Here is a 17,626-nt window from a genome sequence, read left to right on the forward strand (position 1 = left end):
ACGCGGACGACAACGGGACGTGGGGGCGCATGCGCACTCGTCGTCGGCATGCGCAGGATCGACGGAGGGGCGCAGACCGGCCCCTTGCATCCTCCGATGGAGATCGCGAGCTGCGTCCCTCCGCCCGTCGAGGCCGGGCACCCGCGATTCCTACCGTCGGGATGTGGTCGAACCGCGGCCACCTGACCGACGGAGGCACCATGACCACCATCAGCGCACCGGGGACGGACCGCAGGAGCACGAGGCCCGCTCCGGGCGGGCTCCGCGGCGTCGTCGCCCGCAACCCTCTCCGCACGTTCGCCGTGCTCGCCCTCGGGACGAGCTGGCTGGCGTGGCTGCCGTACATCCTGTCGCCCCACGGCCTCGGGGTGTGGGACCTCCACTTCCCCGAGGTCCTCGGCACCGCGCAGCTGTCGGGTGTCCTGCCGGGCGCACTCCTCGGACCGGTCACCGCGGCGTTCGTCGTGACGGCCGCGGCGGACGGTCGCACGGGCCTCCGGGTGTGGGCCGGCCGGCTGTGGCGGTGGCGGGTCCGGTGGCAGTGGTACGTGACGGTGCTGCTCGGCGTTCCGGTGCTCATCGTCCTGTCGGGGCTGCCGTTCGCGGGCGGGGTCGTCCACGCACCGTCCGCGCTGGCGTTGGCGGCCTACGTGCCGGCGCTGCTCCTCCAGGTCGTGACGACCGGACTGGCGGAGGAACCGGGCTGGCGGGACTTCGCCCTGCCGCGCCTCCAGGGCCGGTTCGGCCCGATGCGGGCCGCGCTCGTGCTCGGGCCGCTCTGGGGGCTGTGGCACCTGCCGCTGTTCCTGACGGACTGGGGTGGATGGCCGACCGCGCACTGGACGCAACCGCTCGTGTTCGTGGGGTTCTGCATGGCGTTCACCGTCGTGATGTCGTGGGTGTTCAACCGGTCGGGTGAGAGCCTGCCGCTCGCGGTGCTCCTCCACGTCAGCGTCAACACCACGGCGTCGGTCCTGTGGAGCGACATGTTCCCGGGCATCGGTGCCGAGACGATGCTGCTCGCGCTGCTCATCACCTCGACGATCGGCGCGGTCGTCATCGTGGTCGCGACGCGGGGTCGGCTCGGCTACCGCGGTCCTGTCGCCGGCACGGCCGGGAGGCCCGGCACCGGCCCAGCGGAGGACCCCGCCTCCGCCGTCGTGGCCGGCACCGCACCCGCTGCTGCCCCGAGGCCCTCCGCGTCGCCACTCGTAGACTCGAGCGATGGTCACCGCTGAGGCCCGCCCGCGGGTGCGGCGGGTGGACGTCCTGGTCGCCGCGGCCGACGCGGTCGCGGTGATCGCGCTCCTGCTCGGCGCACCCGCGATGGCGGCGGGGGATCCGGACTCGGCCCAGATCCAGTTCGCCTCGCCCGCCGACCCGTCCTGGTGGGTCGTCGCCGCCGTGCTCACGGCCCAGGCGTGCGTGCTGCTGTGGGCGCGGAGCCGACCGCGGACGACGCTCGTGGCCGTCGCGGTGCTCGCAGCCGTCCTCGTGATGGTGGCCCCGTCCGTGCTGCACGGTCTGTCGACGCTCGCGGTGATGGTGGCGGTCCTGCTCGCGGTGCTCCGGCAGCCCGTCGCGCGGCTGTGGCCCGCCCTCGTCACAGCGGCGGTGGGCGTCGGGATCGAGGAAGCCGTCTCGCAGCTCACCGGCTACGGCGCGACACCGGTGCAGGCGATCACGCAGGGGTTGGGCCAGGCGGGAGCCGTGATCGGCCTGCCACTGCTCGTGACCCTGGTCGTCCGGTCGCGCCTGGACGTCCGCGCGGCGCGGGCGCGCGAGCGGGACGCGGTCGTCCGCGAGCGGGACGCGGTCGTCCGGGAGCAGGACGCCGTGCTCCGGGAGCGGGACGCGGTGGTCCGCGAGCAGGACGCGCGCGTCGAGGCGGCCGTGTCCCGGGAGCGAGCCGCCATGGCGCGGGAGCTCCACGACATTGCCGCGCACCACCTGTCCGGGATCGCGCTCATGGCCGCCGTGATCGACCGGCAGATCGACACCGACCCCGAGCGTGCCCACGCCGCCGTCCGCCAGGTGCGGGAGCAGAGCACGGCGGTGCTCGACGACCTCCGGCGGCTCGTCGGGCTGCTCCGCGACGACACCCTGGCCGAGCGGTCGGTCGAGACCCTGGCGGCGGTCCCGGACCTCGTCGCGCGGGCGCAGCGGCACGGCCGGGTCACGCTGCGGGTGCTGCGCGGCGAGCCCGAGGCCAGCCCGTCGGTCGGCTCGGACGTCGGTCCGCTCGCGCAGCTCGCGGCGTACCGGACCGTCCAGGAGGCCCTGGCGAACGCCGCCCTGCACGCCCCGGGTGCCGCCACCACCGTCGAGCTCGACGACCGCGAGCACACCCACGTCACCGTCGTCGTGCGGAACGGACCGGCACGCGAGGCCGCACCACGGTCCTCCTCGGGCGGTCACGGGCTCGTCGGCATGCGCGAACGAGCCGACCTCGTCGGCGCCGACCTGCGGTACGGTCCCACGGAGGACGGCGGGTGGGAGGTCCGCCTCGTCGTCCCGCGGGCGGCGAGCGGTCCTGACGCCCCGGCCGTCGGAGCGGAGGTGCCGTCGTGATCCGGGTCCTCATCGCGGACGACCAGCCCCTCGTCCGCGCCGGTCTGTCCGCGTTGCTCGACGCCGAACCCGACATCGCGGTCGTCGCCGTCGCGACGGACGGTGGCGAGGCACTCGCCCTCGCACGGTCGGAGCACCCGGACGTCGCGTGCCTCGACATCCGCATGCCCGTCGTGGACGGCATCGAGGTCGCACGGGCCCTGTGCGGTCCCGAGGCGGATCCCCCGATCCCGGTCCTCATGCTGACGACGTTCGATCTCGACGACTACGTGTTCGGCGCGCTCGAGGCCGGTGCGTCGGGCTTCCTGCTCAAGGACGCGGACCCCGACACCATCGTCGCCGCCGTCCGGCAGGTGGCCGCCGGCAACGGCACGCTCGACCAAGCACTCACCCGCCGGGTGCTGCGCGAGTTCGTCGAACGGCGCGCGCTCCAGCCCGTGACACGCGGGCGAGGGACGGAGCTGCTGACCGAGCGGGAGCGCGACGTGCTCATGCTCCTGGCGCAGGGCATGTCGAACGAGGAGATCGCGGCTGCGCTCGTCGTCGAGGTCTCGACGGTGAAGTCCCACTTGGCCCGGATGCTGCCGAAGCTCGGTGTGCGATCGCGGCTGCAGGCCGTCGTCTGGGCGTACCAGAACCGCGTCGTGACGGTGCCCGACGCGGAGCGGTGACCGGAGCAGGACGCACAGTGTGCGGCTGCCGGACCCAGGATCCACGAAGACGCGCGCGGGATCGAGGAGGTCGGACCGACTTCGCGCGGACGGCGGTCGCCGACGCCGGGGAACGCGTACCGTCCGGCCGAGAAGGGCACGTCACCCCTTCGAAAGGACACATCATGAACCACGCCCTGTGGGTCACCCTCGCCATCATCGGCATCATCCTGCTGCTGATCGGCGCGTTCGTCGCGACCCTGAAGTTCCTGATCACGGTCGGGATCATCGTCCTGGTCGTCGCCGCGATCCTGCTCGTCATCCGACTCGTGCGGAGCGGCGCGTCGCGGGTCTAGGCAGTCGGCCGGAGACCGGGCCCCGCCAGCTCCTCCACCGTCCCGCTCACCCGCATGCGACCCGTCGCGGGGACCTCGACGGTGATGCGTGAGGGGTGTCCGGTCTCCGCACCCTGCTCGACGGTGAGCACCGCCGGGACCGCCACGTGGCCGCCGTCCCGCAGGTAGGCACCGAGCGCGGCGGCAGCCGACCCCGTGGCCGGGTCCTCGCGGACACCGCCGCGCGGGAACGGGTGACGGCTCACGAACCGCGTGGCGTCGAGCCGGTGCACGACCGCGATCGTGCCGTCCCATCCCTCCCGGACCTGCAGGCGGAGCACCGCGTCGCCGTCGTGGTCGAGCCGGGCGAGGACGCCGTCGCGGACGGGCACGAGCGGGTGCGGGTTGCCCCCGGACAGGAACGCCGGTGGCAGCGCCGGGTCGAGGTCCGTCGACGACAGACGGAGCGCGTCGAGCAGCTCGCCGAGCACCGCGTCGGGGAGCGGTGCGACGGTCGTCGCGACGGCGGTGAGGGTCGCGCCGTCCGGACGGACCGCGACCGGCACGACGCCGGCGTTCGTGGTCAGGTCGACCACGCCCTCGGCGCCGTTCCGCGCCAGCGCCACGCCCGACGCGATGGTCGCGTGGCCGCAGAACGCGATCTCCGCCCGCGGCGTGAAGTAGCGGATCCGCGCCGAGCTGGGCGTCACGGCGGTGAGGAACGCGGTCTCACTGTGTCCGAGCTCGCCGGCGATCGCGAGCATGTCCGCGTCGGTCAACGTCTCGGCGTGCAGCACGACCCCCGCCGGATTGCCGGACCGCGGGTCGTCGCTCGTCGTCGTGAAGGCGCGGAACTGCAGCGTCCTGGGTGCGGTGCTCATGCCGTATGTCTACCGGGCCCGGCCAGCGGGGCGTGACAGGCACCCTGAAGTGCCTACTTCCGCTCTCTCACGGGCGCTCCTACCGTGGAATCGGGCCGGCTCGTCGCGCCCGTGCACTCCTCCGTCCGAAAGGCTCCCATGTCCCGCATCTCCGTCATCGGCGGCACCGGCTACGCAGGATCGGCGATCGTCGCCGAGGCTGCGTCCCGTGGTCACGAGGTCACCTCGCTCAGCCGTTCGCTCCCGACCGACCAGGTCCCCGGCGTCCGGTACGTGCAGGGCGACGCCTCGGACGAAGCCGTCCTCACCCCGGTCATCGAGGACGCCGACGTCGTCGTCGCCGCGCTCGCCCCGCGCGGCGACCTCACCGACACCTTCCGGGAGGTCAACCGCACCATCGCGCGACGGGCCGCGTCCGCCGGTGCTCGGCTGTTCGTGGTCGGCGGGTTCTCGTCGCTGCGTCCCGCGCCCGGGGCACCCCGGTACGTCGAGGACCTCAGCGCCGTCCCGGCCGAGCTGCACCACGAGGTCCAGAGCGGCGCAGCGCTCATCCTCGAGGACCTCCCCGCCGCGCCCGACGCGCTCGACTGGGTGTTCGTCAGCCCGCCCCTCCAGTTCGGCTCCTTCGCCCCCGGCGAGCGCACCGGCTCGTACCGGGTCGGCACCGACGTCGCGGTGGTCGCCGAGGGCGGAGCGATCTCCGCGCAGGACTACGCGATCGGCTTCGTCGACCAGATCGAGCGGACGGACCTGCACCGCACGCAGGTGAACCTCGCCAACTGACGCCGGCCACGCCTCCCGACCGATCCGTGATCAGGAACGCGTCGGGACGAGCGCGTCGATGGCTGCGCCGACGTACGGCGCGGTCGTCCGCGCGAACGTCGCGTCCATGTGGTGCCACCCGAAGTAGACGACCAGGCCGCCGATGACGGAATGGCAGGTCGCCCCGGTGCAGAACAACGACGTGAGGTCGACGGTCTTGACCTCGGGCATGGCCGCCGCGGCGACGAGCATCGGGTTGGCCGCCGGTGCCGGCTCGGCCTCGGCGAGCGGCGTGGAGCACGGATCGACATCCGAGATGTGCTGGGCGACGCACTGCGGGACGTCGATCTGCGCCGCGTTCGGTGTGTCCCGGATCGCGATCACGCCCTTGCCGGACGCGAGGAGCGGTCTCCACACGTTCTCGAAATCGGTCGCGGTGGCGGGCCTCCACGGCGCACCGGTCGACGCGTACGACTGCGTGAAGTCGGCGAAGACGACGGACTGGATCCGGGTGTTCGCCAGGATGTCGTGTTGGACCGAGACTCCCCATGCGGCGCAGCTGTCGACATCGGCCCGCACACCGTTGCCCGCCGCGGCGACGCCCGGCGCACCGAGCCCGGCGCAGAAGCTCTTCAGGTACGTGACGAACTCGATGCCGTGTGCCGCACCGTAGATGTCGAGTGGCTCGAGCAGCTGTCCCGCGTGCGAGTCGCCGACGAGCGCGACGATCCTCGTCGGGGCCGTCGTGTCCCCGATGCGACAGGTCATCACGGCCGTCTGCGTCAGACCCTGCTTGCACGGGTCGACGGTGGCGACGCCCTTCCCGATGTCCGTCGCGGCGAACGCCGGATCCGTCAGGGTGTTCGGGGTGAACGGATCCGGGCACGTCGACAGCGACTCGATCGCCCGGGCTCCCGCGCAGCTCTTGAGCTTCGCGAGCTCGGCCCGGGCCTCGGCCGCCTGCGCGGCGATGGAGTGGTTCGTCGCGATCGTCGCCACGCCCCCGCCACTCAGCACCAGGACCGTGACGGCGACGGTCGCGCCGATCGTGATGAGCGGACGTCGGTTGACCAGGACCTTCCACGTCCGTCCCGGATCCTCGACGAATCGCTTGGTGAGCACGGCCAGGAGCACCGCGACGACGATGACGGCGATCTTGGACTTGGTGCCGAGCGGGTGCTTGAGCTCGAGCGGCAGGATCGTCAGGAGCGGGAAGTGCCAGAGGTAGAGGGAGTACGAGATCGCGCCGAGCCACTGGACCGGACGGAGCCGAGCGACCTGGGTCGGGGACCACCAGATGTGCGGCGTCCCGGCCGCGATGACGAGCAGCGTGCCGACCACCGGCAGGAGCGCCGTGTAGCTCGGGAACGGCGTCGCGGGCGTGAACACGACGAGGGTGAGCGCGACGATGGCGATGCCGGTCCAGCTCATCGTCGCCGCGATGTGCCGACGGGGCTTCCGGCGATGTGCCGTGATGAACGCCAGGATCCCGCCGGCCCCGAACTCCCACGCCCGGGTGGTGGTCACGAAGTAGGCGGACGCCGGGCTGGCCGCCGTGTCGACGATGCAGTACACGAAGCTCGCGAGCGAGACCATCACGATGAGCAGGAAGAGGACCCGCTTGACCTGCAGGTTCCGCCGCCAGCGCCGGAGCGCGAGCACGCCGAGGATGATGAGCGGCCAGACGATGTAGAACTGCTCCTCCACCGACAGCGACCAGAAGTGCTGGACCGGGGACGCCGAGTTCCCGGCGGCGAGGTAGTCGACGCTGTTCGCCGACAACACCCAGTTCTGCACGTAGACGGCGGAGGCGCTGATCTCCTTGAGGTACTGGAGCCAGAGCACCTGCGGGACCCAGAGGATCGTGGCGACTCCCGTGGCGACGAGCACGAGCATGCTGGCCGGCAGCAGTCGTCGCGCCCGTCGGGCCCAGAAGGCGAGGACGTCCAGGCGGTTCGTCCGCTCGACCTCGCGGAGCACGTGTCCGATGATGAGGAACCCGGAGATCGCGAAGAAGACGTCGACCCCCACGTAGCCGCCGGGGAGGCGGTTCGGCCAGAGGTGGTAGAGGACGACCGAGGTGACCGCCACTGCTCGCAGCCCCTGGATCTCGGGGCGGAACCGCCCCTCGATCTGCTGCCGTACCCGCGTTCCGATGATGTTCCTTCTGCATCGCCGACGAAAAATCCTCGGAAATCCTATGCGACGCCTTCTCGGCGCTTCGTGTCGACAGCCCGGCGGGGACCGGCCCGGGGTCTGAGACTCCGTTCAGCGTTCTTCTGCGGAGACCGCGAACGCGGCCCCACCGTGTTGCACACCTCGCGTCCGGTCGAACACCGGGATCGCCGTGTTCGACAGGACGACCGGTGTTCGACGCCCACGACGACGTCACCACGAGCACGCCGTGCTGCCGCCGGGGCTCAGCGCGCGCCGTACGCCCGCATGAAGGCGTGCACTCCGTCGGCCATCGTCCTGCGGGTCGCGTCCGTGGACAGCTGATCCGGGAACCGGATGTTCATGGCCAGCAGGGTGGTCAGGGCGTTGAAGTGGTCGGCCGCCAGGAACGCGTCGTCCACGTCGAGCAGACCGACGTCCGCGAAGTGTGCGATCCGCTCGGCGAGCGCCGCTTCCGGTGCCGAGTTGAGGGGGTGGTGCGCGAGCTCGGGGAGGATCGCGCGGTTGTCACCGATGAGCTTGATGGTGCTCCCGTAGTCGGCAGAGCCGAGCATGGTCTCGCCGATCTGCACGGCGAACCCGACGAGCGCGCGTTCGAGCGCGGCCTGGTCGGCGATGGGAGCGTCGTCGGCCAGGTGGTCCGCGATGGCCTGCCGGAGCGTCTCGACGAGCGACTCCCCCGCAGCCACGACGACACCGAGGAGGAGCCCGCGTTTGTCGCCGTAGTAGTCGTACACGGTCCGCTTCGAGACGCTCGCGCGCGCGGCGACGGCGTCCATGCTCGTGCGCTCGACACCGTCCAGGACGAAGAGGTCCCGCGCTGCCGCGAGGATCGCGCTCCGTTTGTGCGCCTGCCCGGCACGGATGGTCTTCGACGTCGATTTCGATGTCGGGTCCTGAGGGGTCGCGGCAGCCACCAGGCCACATTACACCGACGGGTGTACTTCCTACACTGCACGGTGTAGTTTACGCCGCATGACCACTTCCCTCACGGCTCCGGCCGTTCCCGGCCCGGTCACGGACCGGCGGCTCACCCTGATCAGCCTCGTGCTCGTCCTCGGCGCCCTGACGACGCTGCTCGACACGACCATCGTCAACATCGCGCTCGACCATCTGCACCACACGTTCCACGAGTCGGTCGCCCGCACGCAGTGGGTCGCGACCGCGTACCTCCTGGCCTTCGTGTCGGTGATCCCGGTGTCCGGCTGGGTGTCCGAACGCCTCGGCGCCCGCACCGCATGGATCGTCGCGGTCGCCACCTTCATGGTCGGTTCCCTGCTCTGCGGACTCGCGTGGTCCCTCCCGTCACTCGTCGTGTTCCGGGTGCTGCAGGGCGTCGGGGGCGGTCTGGTGCTCCCGGTGACGATCACGATCCTGACCCGCGCCGCGGGCCGCGAGCGCATCGGCCGCGCCATCGCCACCATCGGGCTCATCGGGCAGCTCGCGCCGATCCTCGGGCCGATCATCGGCGGGTCCATCGTGCAATCCGTCAGCTGGCACTGGCTGTTCTTCGTCAACATCCCGATCTGCCTGGCCGCTCTCGTGCTCGGCCCGCTGTTCCTGCCGTCCGCACCCGCGCAGCGCGGGAGCCGGTTCGACGTGCTCGGGTTCGTGCTCCTCACCCCCGCGGTCGCGCTCATCGCGTACGGCGTCAGCCGGCTCACCGGGGACCACGGGTTCGCCGCGACCGACGTCTGGCTCCCGCTCGGAACGGGAGGCGCGCTCCTGGTCGGCTTCGTCGCCTCCGCACTCCGTAACCGGACCCATGCGCTCGTCGACGTCCGCGTCTTCGCACGTCGGAGCTTCGGCCTGTCGAGCGTCATCACGTTCGTCGGCGGCTTCTCGATGTACGCCCTGATGTTCCTCCTGCCGCTGTTCTACCAACAGGTCCGCGGCGCTTCCGTCCTGCACACCGGCCTGCTGCTCATCCCGCAGGGCCTCGGCACGATGCTCTTCATCGTGCTCAGCCGCCGACTCACGGCGAAGCTCGACGGCCGCCTGGTCGTCGGCGGTGGCGTGGTGCTCCTCATGCTCGGGATCGTCCCCTTCGCCCTCGCCGGCGTCGATGGTCACTCCGTCCTGCTGCTCGTCGCGCAGTTCGTCCAGGGAGTCGGGATGGGTGCCGCGTCCCTCCCGGTGATGACCCTGGCGTTCGCGAGCCTGAGCCACGACGAGACCCCGCGCGGCAGCGCCGCCTTCAGCATCGTGCAGCGCGTCGGGGCGCCCTTCGGCGTCACCGTGGTCGCGGTGGTCCTCGAGCACTTCCTGGCTTCCGCGGGGTCGCCGGCCGCCGCGGCCGGTGCCTTCGGGGCGACGTTCTGGTGGGTGCTCGGGCTCAGTGCGGTGCCGTTGGTGCTGGCTGCGTTCCTCCGGAGGGCGTCGCGCTGACCGTGGTGCACTCCGCAACCCCCTGTTCAGCGCGCTGGCGGTCGCGAAGCCGCTCGTGCGGATCGCGTGGACCAGCCGGCGGACGTCCGGGACGCTCCGGTCATGCTCAGGTCGGTCACGCGCGGGCTGCGGAGAGGGCGGCAACCGTCGAGGCGACCCAGTCCGTCTCCACGGCGATGCTCCTCGACGCGGCGTCCCCGGTGGAGTCATCCGCCGAGTCGGCCTGCCACGGGAGCCAGAACTCGATGACACGGTTGATGCCCCGGGCGTCGGGCTCGATCGCCGCCCGGATGCCGTCGTAGTCGAGCCGACCGGTGCCGAACGGGACGCCGGTGTACTGGAACCCGACCCAGCCCGGCGAACGGGTGAAGTCGAAGTCCTTCACGTGCCAGTTCGCCGTGTACGGAGCGCACCGGGCGGCGACGTCGGCCGGGTGCTCGAGGTTCGCGACGGTGTTCGCGGGATCGAGGCAGATCCGCAGGTTCGGCGACCCGATCGCGGCCACGGTCGTGACGAGCTCGACCGAGCTGACCCGTTCGTAGGTCTCGAGGGCGAGGGTGACCCCGGCCTCCTCGTACGCCGGCAGCGCGGCCCGTAAGCGCCGGTCGGTCTCGACGGCGTCCGGCTCGTCGTCGCCGGCACTCCACATCGACCGGACGAGCACCGCGTCGAGCCGCTGTGCGACGTGCAGGTACCGGGCGAGGTGCTCCGGGTCGGTCCCGCGCGTGCCGACCTCGAGCGTCAGCCCGAGCTCGTCCGCGAGCGAGCGGATCCCGGCGAGCCGCTCGTCCGACGCCGTGTCGAGCGGTGCGTGGTCGCAGATCTGGAACAGGTCGACACCGTCGTGCGTGGCGGCGTCGCGGAGTGCGTCGTCGAGGGACATCGGCGACGGCACCCGATCCGACATGCGCCAGAAGTACGCGTAGGTGGACAGGCCGAGCAGTGAGGTCATGGGGTCCGCTCCGAGACGCTGGTGGTGATGACTTCGTCGAGGATGGTCGCGATCGCCGCGGGGTCGTGGGCGAAGCGGCCGAGGAAGAGCCCGCCGATGCGGCCCTGCCCTCGGCTGAGCAGGCCCGGCCCGGCGCTGCCGCCGTAGATCGCACGCGAGCCGGCGAGCTCGGGACGCGACGCGAGGTACGCCTCGATCCCGGCGAGCACGGCGACGATGTGCTCGTCCGGGGCGGGCGCCGTGGCGCCGATCGCCCACACCGGCTCGTAGGCCACGATGACGGGTCCGGCCAGGTGGTCTGCGGTGGCGGTGGCGAGGAACCGGCCGAGCTGACCGGTCACCTCCGCGATCGCATCCTGCCTGGAGGCCCGCCCCACCTCGCCGACGCAGATCAGGGGGGTGAGGTGGTTGCGGAACGCGGCGTGCACCTTGCCGGCGATCTCGTCGTCCGTCTCGTGGAACAGGGAGCGGCGCTCGGCGTGCGCGATCTCGACGAGGTCGCAGCCGATCTCGGCGAGCTCGGCGCCGGACACCGCACCGGTGAACGCGCCCTGGTCGGCCCACGCCAGATCCTGCGCCCCGAGGTGGACGCGGGTGCCCTCGAGCAGGCCCTTGACGGGGACGAGCGAGGGGAACGTCGGGATGGCGAACAGGTCGACGGCCCCGGCGGTGACGGCGGGGTGGTCCCTGGCGATGTCCGCGACGGCGGACGCCCACGCCAGCGTCCGGGCGTGACCGAAGTACATCTTCAGCGACACACCGATCGTCAGCGCGGGTGCTGCCGCGGCGGTCAGCATCAGGCGTCCACCGACTCCGTGTCGATGCCCTCCGGCGCGCTGCCGTCGTACTGGCAGATCGCGGCGACCTTCTCGGCGGAGGCCGAGGAGGTGTCGAAGCTGTAGCCGAGCCACTCCCCCGCGAGTCGGCGGGCGAGCTCGACGCCGATGACGCGCTGGCCCATGCAGAGCACCTGGGCGTCGTTGGACAGGACCGAGCGCTCGACGCTGAAGGAGTCGTGAGCGGTCACGGCGCGGATGCCGGGGACCTTGTTCGCCGAGATCGCGACGCCGAGGCCGGTGCCGCAGATGAGGATGGCCCGGTCAGCCTCGCCGTTCGCGACCATGCGGGCCGCGTCGACCGCGATGTGCGGGTAGGCGGTGTGCCCCTCGGCATCGACGCCGACGTCCACGACGGACGCCACCCGGTCGTCGGCCTCCAGGTCCTTCTTGATGATCTCCTTGTAGTCGAACCCGGCGTCGTCGGAGCCGACGACGAGGCGGAACTGCTGCTCAGCCATGGTGACCTTCCTTCTGCTTCGTGGGGAGCTCCGCGAGGACCGCGGCGGTGATCAGGGCGAACGAGATCGCGCCGGCGTCGGGGGTGCCGACGGCGTGCTCGGCGTGGGTGCGGGCGCGACCCATCTTCGGGAGCAGCGCGGCGGTGCCGTCGGCGGCCTCCTGCGCGGCGGCGGACGCGGCGGTCCACGCGGTCACCAGGTCGTCGCCGGCGTCGACGCGTCCGGTGAGCACCGTGTCGAACGGCACGAGCGCGTCGACCATGGTCTTGTCGCCGACGACGGCGCCGAAGGCGAGGACCGCCTCGTTCGCCGCGTGCACCGCCGCAGCGACGCCGGCGGCCGACGGACGCGACTCGTCCCCGAGCACGCGACCCAGCGCCTCCAGGGCGGCACCCCAGATCGCACCGGAGGTCCCGCCGGCCTCGTCGGACCAGGCGTCCCCGGCGATCCGGAGGACGGATCCGGCGCCGGCACCGCGCGCGGCGGCGTCCTGCGCGGCCACGTGCGCGGCGTGTGAACCGCGCCGCATGCCGATGCCGTGGTCGCCGTCGCCGGCGACCGAGTCGATCTCGCCGAGCCGGACGGCGTGCTCGTCGATCGTCGCGCGGATCGCGGTGATCGCGTCCGCGACGACCGCGGCCGACATCTGTGACTCCTCGCTGCCGGGCGTGACCTGGACCTGCTCGCCGGCCTCGAGGAGTTCGTCGGACACGCGCTCCTGCGGCACCGCTCCGCCCTTCCGGTACGCGGGGCTGTCGGCCGGCGCCGCCCACAGCTGCTCGAGCTCCTCGTCCACCCAGAACAGCGTCAGCGACACCCCGGCCATGTCGAACGACGTGACCAGCTCGCCGACCTCGGGCTCCACGACGATCGCACCGACGTCCGTCAGCAGGCGCTGCACGGTGCCGTAGACGACGAACAGCTCCTCGTACTTCACCGAGCCGAGTCCGTTGAGGATGGGGACGACGCGGGCGCCGTCGACGGAGACACCGTCCGGGAGCTCCTGGAGCAGGCGGCCGACGAGCAGGTCGGCGAGCTCGGCGGCGGTGGGGACGTCGGCCTCGTCGATGCCCCGCTCACCGTGGATGCCCATCCCGATCGCCATCCGCCCCTCGGGGACCGTGAACAGCGGCTCGTCGGCGCCGGGCAGCGAGCAGCCGCTGAACGCGACGCCGAAACTCCGCGTCCGGTCGTTCGCCCGCTCCGCGATCGCTGCCACGTGGTCCAGCGAGTCGCCCCGCTCGGCGGCGGCACCGGCGACCTTGAACACGCACAGGTCCCCCGCGATGCCGCGACGCTTGTGCTGCTCGTCGGCCGACGCGGAGGCGATGTCGTCCGTCACGCGGACCGTGCGGACGTCGATGCCGGCCTCGGTCAGGGCGCGCGCCGCGGCATCGAAGTTGAGCGCGTCACCGGCGTAGTTGCCGTAGGACAGCAGCACCCCGCCGCGGTGGTGCGCCGCCGTCGCGACCGCGGTGACCTGCTGTGCCGACGGCGACGCGAACAGGTTGCCCATCGCCGCGCCGGCGGCGAGGCCGTGCCCGACGAGTCCGCCGAACGCCGGGTAGTGTCCCGAGCCGCCACCGATCACCAGGGCCACCGTGCCCTCAGGGCTGGTGGTCGCACGAGTGACCCCGCCGCGGACCTTCCGGACCCACTGCCGGTTCGCCCCGACGAATCCGTCGACCATCTCGTCCGCGAAGTCCGCCGGGTCGTTGAACAGGCGGGTCATGGTGTCGCTCCTTCGATCGGGTGGTGCGGCTGGCCGGTCACGGTCGCGCGACCGGCGTGGAGGTTGGAGGGGCCGTGCACCGGCACGCAGCGGGCAGGTCGTGGCGGCGAGGCCGAGGTCGACTCCGCTGTAGCGTCGTTGCATCGGGTTCGAGGAGAGGGGGCGTCGTGGCGCTGACGAGCCGTGACATCGCGCGGGCCGCGGGCGTGTCGCAGGCGACCGTGTCGCGGGTGCTCAACGGCAGCCCGAGCGTCTCGGACCAGACCCGTGAGCGCGTCCTCGGTGCCATGCGCGACGTCGGCTACGTGCCCAACGCGCAGGCCAAGGCGATGCGCACGGCGCGGGCGGGCGCGATCGGGATCGTCACCAGCGAGATCCAGAACCCGTACCTGCCGTACCTGCTCGACGAGTTGACGCGGGTCGCGCGCGAGATGAACGTCAACGTCGTGGTGTGGAACGACGACGATCCGGCGATGCCGCTCGCGACCGCCGGCGTCGGCGCCGGCACCGTCGACGGCGTGCTCTTCACCGCCGCGAAGCAGCAGACGCTCGGCATCGACCGCCTGGTGGAACGCGGCGTTCCGGTGCTGCTCTGCAACCGGGCCGACCTCGAGTCGACCGCCGACATCGTCATGACGGATCACTTCGGGACCGGCGTCCGTGCCGCGGAGTTCCTGCTCGAACGCGGTCGGTCGCACATCGCCGCGATCTTCGGCCCGTCGGACACGTTCGCGAGCCCGGCGCGTGAGGCCGGGTTCCGACAGGCGTTGCGGGCCGCCGGGGTGGAGATCCGGGCCGAGCAGACCACGAGGGGCACGACCACGTACGACACGGGGAACCGCGCGGCGCGCGAGTTGCTCGCGCACGGCGTTCCGGACGCGGTCTTCTGCTCCTCGGACATCATCGCGTACGGCGCGATGGACGCCCTCCGCGCGGCCGAGGTCGCCGTCCCCGAGCGGACGTGGGTGCTCGGCATCGACGGGCTCCCGATGTCCGCGTGGGGTGCGTTCGACCTCACGACCTTCGAACAGGACATCACGAGCATCGCGCGCGCGTCCGTGCAACGACTCCTCGACCGCATCGCCGGGGACACGTCGGAGCCGGTGCACACGCTGGTGCCCGCTCGGCTCGTCGAGCGCGGGTCGACCGGGGCCCGCTGACCGGGAGGCACGGTGTCCGCCCGGTCCGCCGGGTGTCGGCTGCGAGGGCGCGACGAGCGTGGGGTGCGCGCCGAGGTGTGGAGCACCCCGGTCGTGGGTCTCGGCCATGCGCTCTCCTCGGACTCGTCGGTCGTCGCGTCGGATCAGTGCGCCGTTGCGGCGACCGTCTCGGCTCCCCCGACGGTTGCCGCGCCGTCGACGGGCCCGTTCGGCAGGATGAGGACCTTGTTGGCGTCGCCGGTGAGGAGGTCGATCGCGGGGCCGAGGTCGCCGAGCGGGAACCGGTGGGTGATGAGCCACGAGATGTCCACGCCGCCACGGGTGAGGACCTCGACGAGGTCCTCCCAGGTGTCCCAGAGCCGGCGCCCGAACGTGCCGCGCAGGGTGATCCCGTTCTTGTTGATGTACTTGGCGATGTCGACCGGCACCGGGTTGCCGGGGTGTCCGATCGTGACGATCGTGCCCTCGCGGCGGACCGACTCGAAGATGGTCGGGTACGCCGCGGCGGCCGCGCTGACCTCGAAGGCGACGTCGACGCCGCTGCGGTGGGCGTAGTGCTCCTCGACGTACTCGACGACGGCGGGGCCCGGCTCGAACACGGTCGCGCCGAGCTTCTCGGCCCAGCCGCGTCGGTACGGGTTGGGTTCGACGGCGATCACCTCGGTGGCGCCGAGGTGCAGCGCGAACTGCACGATGAGCAGCCCGACCGGGCCGCAGCCGGACACCAACACCGAGTGCCCGGCGACATCGAGGTCCGCCCGCTGCAGCGCATGCCAGGCGACGCCGGCGGGCTCGAGGAGCGCACCGACCTCGAGCGGCATGCCCTCCGGCAGCGGGAAGCAGACGTTCTCCGGCACCGCGACGCGCTCGGCGAACGCGCCGTCGGCGTGCATCGCGATGATCTTCATGTTCAGGCAGTTGTGCCCGTTGCCGGTGCGGCACATGAAGCACTGCTCGCACGGGATGTGCGTCTCGAGCGCCACCCGGTCCCCCACCGCGAGTCGACTGACGTCGGAGCCCACCTCGATCACCGTGCCGGAGACCTCGTGCCCCAGGACGACCGGGAGGTCGAGGTTGAACGCCACCGCCGACGGTGTCCACTCGTACATCTCGCGGTCGGTGCCGCAGATCGACACCGCGCCGACGTGGAGCAGGACGTCACGGGGGCCGACCGTGGGCTCGGGGTGGTCCTCGACGAACTCGACGCCCGGCGCCGCGGTGGTCTTGACGATTGCCTTCATGGTGCTTGCTTCTTCCTTCGGTGGCTCAGGACTGGTTCGCGACGCGCGGGTCCACCACGGCGGTCGGCACGGCGGAGGTGACCTCCTCGACGTAGGCCCGCTCCTTCCGGCTCCACGTCTCACGGGTGAGGAGCACCGTGACGACGCCGACGACGCCGGCAGCGACGTAGAGGAGCGAGACGCCGCCCCAACCGATCGCTGCCGCGAGGGCGGTGGCGATGAACGGGATGAAGCCGGAGATCGCGGCGGCGAGCTGGTAGCCGATCGAGGCGCCCGAGGAGCGCGTGTCGGTGCTGAACAGCTCGCTGAACCAGGCGCCCTGGGTGCCGGCGAGCATGTCGTGGATGAGCGGCAGGCCGATGACGTAGACGAACACGATCAGGACCGGCACCTGCGAGTTGAGCATCAGGAACATCGGGAACCCGAACGCGATCGAGAGGATCGACCCGACCAGGTAGATCGGCTTCCGCCCGAACTTGTCGGTGAGGTCGCCCCAGAACAGGGAGGAGCCCACGCCGATCGCGGTCGCGATGCAGAGCCCGACGAGGCCGACCTCACGGAGGTCCGCGTCGAGACCGGAGATGTAGCTGAGGATGTAGGTGACGACGACGTAGAAGCCCGCGGACTCGACCAGGCGCAGGCCGATGACGCGGAGCAGGTTCCGCCAGTCGTCCTTGAGCACCTTGAGCAGCGGGTTCTTCGCGGTCTCGCCGCGGTCCTTGACGTCTTCGAACTCCGGGGACTCCGAGACCCTCGCCCGGATGATGAGGCCCGCGATGACGAGGACGGCGCTGGCGAGGAACGGCACCCGCCACGCCCACTCACCGCCGAGGTGCACGGAGAACAGGAAGACGATGTTCGCCAGGAACACCCCGGCCGGGTTCCCCGCGGTCGGGATCGCGGAGTAGCGGCCACGGTGTCGCCACGGCGCGTGTTCGTAGGCCATGAGGATGGCGCCGCCCCACTCGGCGCCGAACGCGACGCCCTGGATGACGCGCACCGCGACCAGGAGGATCGGGGCCAGGACGCCGACGGTCTGGTACGTCGGCAGCAGGCCGATCGCGAACGTCGCGAGTCCCATCACCAGCAACGCCGCGACGAGCACCGGCTTGCGGCCGATCTTGTCCCCGAGGTAGCCACCGATGATGCCGCCGAGCGGGCGCATCGCGAACCCGACGCCGAGCGTGGCGAACGAGAGCAGCGTCCCGACCAGCGGATCGGCGCCGGGGAAGAACGCGGTGCCGAAGTACAGCGCCGACGCGGTGCCGTACGCGAGGAAGTCGTAGTTCTCGACGCAGGTGCCGACCGCTGCGCCGATCGCGGCGGACTTCTTGTCCCGCGTTCCGTAGACGGCGCGCTGGCGCTGGACTTCAGTGAGGGCCATCGTCTTCTCCTTCGAAGAATGGGTACGTATTCACGCGGATGCTCCGAGCGACTGTATACGTAACCAAGCGGCGCCCGCAAGCCGGGACATCGCTCAGC

16 protein-coding genes are annotated in these 17,626 nt (G+C 71.8%); 7 read left to right on the forward strand and 9 right to left on the reverse strand.

The features are described from left to right. Positions 1 to 200 precede the first annotated feature (200 nt). The 4 genes from DEI94_RS15530 to DEI94_RS15545 all read left to right on the forward strand — a co-directional run bounded on the left by DEI94_RS15530 (position 201) and on the right by DEI94_RS15545 (position 3,577). Positions 201 to 1,238, forward strand: coding sequence for a type II CAAX endopeptidase family protein (locus DEI94_RS15530; protein WP_111027287.1), 1,038 nt, complete (start codon positions 201 to 203; stop codon positions 1,236 to 1,238). Next, positions 1,225 to 2,571, forward strand: coding sequence for a sensor histidine kinase (locus DEI94_RS15535; RefSeq protein ID WP_111027246.1), 1,347 nt, complete (start codon positions 1,225 to 1,227; stop codon positions 2,569 to 2,571). Before DEI94_RS15530 ends, DEI94_RS15535 begins: the two co-directional genes overlap by 14 nt. Next, on the forward strand, positions 2,568 to 3,242 hold the full coding sequence (locus tag DEI94_RS15540) for a response regulator (protein WP_111010729.1): 675 nt from the start codon (positions 2,568 to 2,570) through the stop codon (positions 3,240 to 3,242). Before DEI94_RS15535 ends, DEI94_RS15540 begins: the two co-directional genes overlap by 4 nt. A gap of 164 nt (positions 3,243 to 3,406) precedes the next feature. Continuing rightward, positions 3,407 to 3,577, forward strand: coding sequence for a hypothetical protein (locus DEI94_RS15545; RefSeq protein WP_181441850.1), 171 nt, complete (start codon positions 3,407 to 3,409; stop codon positions 3,575 to 3,577). On the opposite strand, the gene DEI94_RS15550 is transcribed toward DEI94_RS15545, so the two are convergent. Then, a complete protein-coding gene (locus tag DEI94_RS15550) occupies positions 3,574 to 4,437 on the reverse strand; it encodes a PhzF family phenazine biosynthesis protein (protein WP_111027247.1) in 864 nt (287 codons plus the stop codon). The two genes, DEI94_RS15545 and DEI94_RS15550, sit on opposite strands and share 4 nt — an antisense overlap. A 138-nt stretch (positions 4,438 to 4,575) precedes the next feature. Between DEI94_RS15550 and DEI94_RS15555 the strand changes: the two genes are divergently transcribed. After that, positions 4,576 to 5,220, forward strand: a complete 645-nt coding sequence (locus tag DEI94_RS15555) for an NAD(P)-dependent oxidoreductase (RefSeq protein WP_111027248.1) — start codon at positions 4,576 to 4,578, stop codon at positions 5,218 to 5,220. 30 nt (positions 5,221 to 5,250) lie between these two features. Here DEI94_RS15555 and DEI94_RS15560 read toward each other — a convergent pair whose 3' ends face one another. Both DEI94_RS15560 and DEI94_RS15565 read right to left on the reverse strand, forming a co-directional pair. Then, positions 5,251 to 7,401 carry an acyltransferase family protein gene (locus DEI94_RS15560; RefSeq protein ID WP_111027249.1) on the reverse strand — a complete coding sequence of 717 codons (2,151 nt, stop codon included), beginning with the start codon at positions 7,399 to 7,401 and terminating at the stop codon, positions 5,251 to 5,253. Between the two features lie 218 nt (positions 7,402 to 7,619). After that, on the reverse strand, positions 7,620 to 8,291 hold the full coding sequence (locus DEI94_RS15565) for a TetR/AcrR family transcriptional regulator (protein ID WP_111014280.1): 672 nt from the start codon (positions 8,289 to 8,291) through the stop codon (positions 7,620 to 7,622). A 58-nt stretch (positions 8,292 to 8,349) separates the two neighbouring features. Between DEI94_RS15565 and DEI94_RS15570 the strand changes: the two genes are divergently transcribed. After that, positions 8,350 to 9,762, forward strand: a complete 1,413-nt coding sequence (locus tag DEI94_RS15570) for an MDR family MFS transporter (RefSeq protein WP_111027250.1) — start codon at positions 8,350 to 8,352, stop codon at positions 9,760 to 9,762. 115 nt (positions 9,763 to 9,877) lie between these two features. Here the strand turns inward: DEI94_RS15570 and DEI94_RS15575 are convergent, their stop codons facing one another. From DEI94_RS15575 to DEI94_RS15590, 4 genes are read right to left on the reverse strand one after another with little or no spacing between them, the layout of a single operon-like run. Beyond that, the gene (locus DEI94_RS15575) at positions 9,878 to 10,714 is read right to left on the reverse strand and encodes a sugar phosphate isomerase/epimerase family protein (protein WP_111027251.1); all 837 of its coding nucleotides are present in this window, start codon (positions 10,712 to 10,714) and stop codon (positions 9,878 to 9,880) included. Continuing rightward, positions 10,711 to 11,511: a triose-phosphate isomerase family protein gene (locus tag DEI94_RS15580; RefSeq protein WP_111027252.1), complete on the reverse strand. Its 801-nt coding sequence runs from the start codon at positions 11,509 to 11,511 to the stop codon at positions 10,711 to 10,713. The genes DEI94_RS15575 and DEI94_RS15580 overlap by 4 nt, the downstream gene beginning before the upstream one ends. Then, a complete protein-coding gene (locus DEI94_RS15585) occupies positions 11,511 to 12,011 on the reverse strand; it encodes a ribose-5-phosphate isomerase (protein ID WP_111010740.1) in 501 nt (166 codons plus the stop codon). Before DEI94_RS15585 ends, DEI94_RS15580 begins: the two co-directional genes overlap by 1 nt. Beyond that, the gene (locus DEI94_RS15590) at positions 12,004 to 13,743 is read right to left on the reverse strand and encodes a dihydroxyacetone kinase family protein (protein ID WP_111027253.1); all 1,740 of its coding nucleotides are present in this window, start codon (positions 13,741 to 13,743) and stop codon (positions 12,004 to 12,006) included. Before DEI94_RS15590 ends, DEI94_RS15585 begins: the two co-directional genes overlap by 8 nt. Positions 13,744 to 13,910: 167 nt before the next feature. Here DEI94_RS15590 and DEI94_RS15595 point away from each other — a divergent pair, with 167 nt between their 5' ends. Next, a complete protein-coding gene (locus DEI94_RS15595; RefSeq protein WP_181441852.1) occupies positions 13,911 to 14,903 on the forward strand; it encodes a LacI family DNA-binding transcriptional regulator in 993 nt (330 codons plus the stop codon). Between the two features lie 143 nt (positions 14,904 to 15,046). Here the strand turns inward: DEI94_RS15595 and DEI94_RS15600 are convergent, their stop codons facing one another. Continuing rightward, positions 15,047 to 16,144, reverse strand: coding sequence for a zinc-dependent alcohol dehydrogenase (locus DEI94_RS15600; protein WP_111027255.1), 1,098 nt, complete (start codon positions 16,142 to 16,144; stop codon positions 15,047 to 15,049). 25 nt (positions 16,145 to 16,169) lie between these two features. Then, positions 16,170 to 17,528 carry an MFS transporter gene (locus DEI94_RS15605; RefSeq protein WP_111027256.1) on the reverse strand — a complete coding sequence of 453 codons (1,359 nt, stop codon included), beginning with the start codon at positions 17,526 to 17,528 and terminating at the stop codon, positions 16,170 to 16,172. Positions 17,529 to 17,626: the final 98 nt, after the last annotated feature.

The sequence above is a fragment of the Curtobacterium sp. MCBD17_040 genome (genome assembly GCF_003234805.2).
Classification (GTDB): domain Bacteria; phylum Actinomycetota; class Actinomycetes; order Actinomycetales; family Microbacteriaceae; genus Curtobacterium.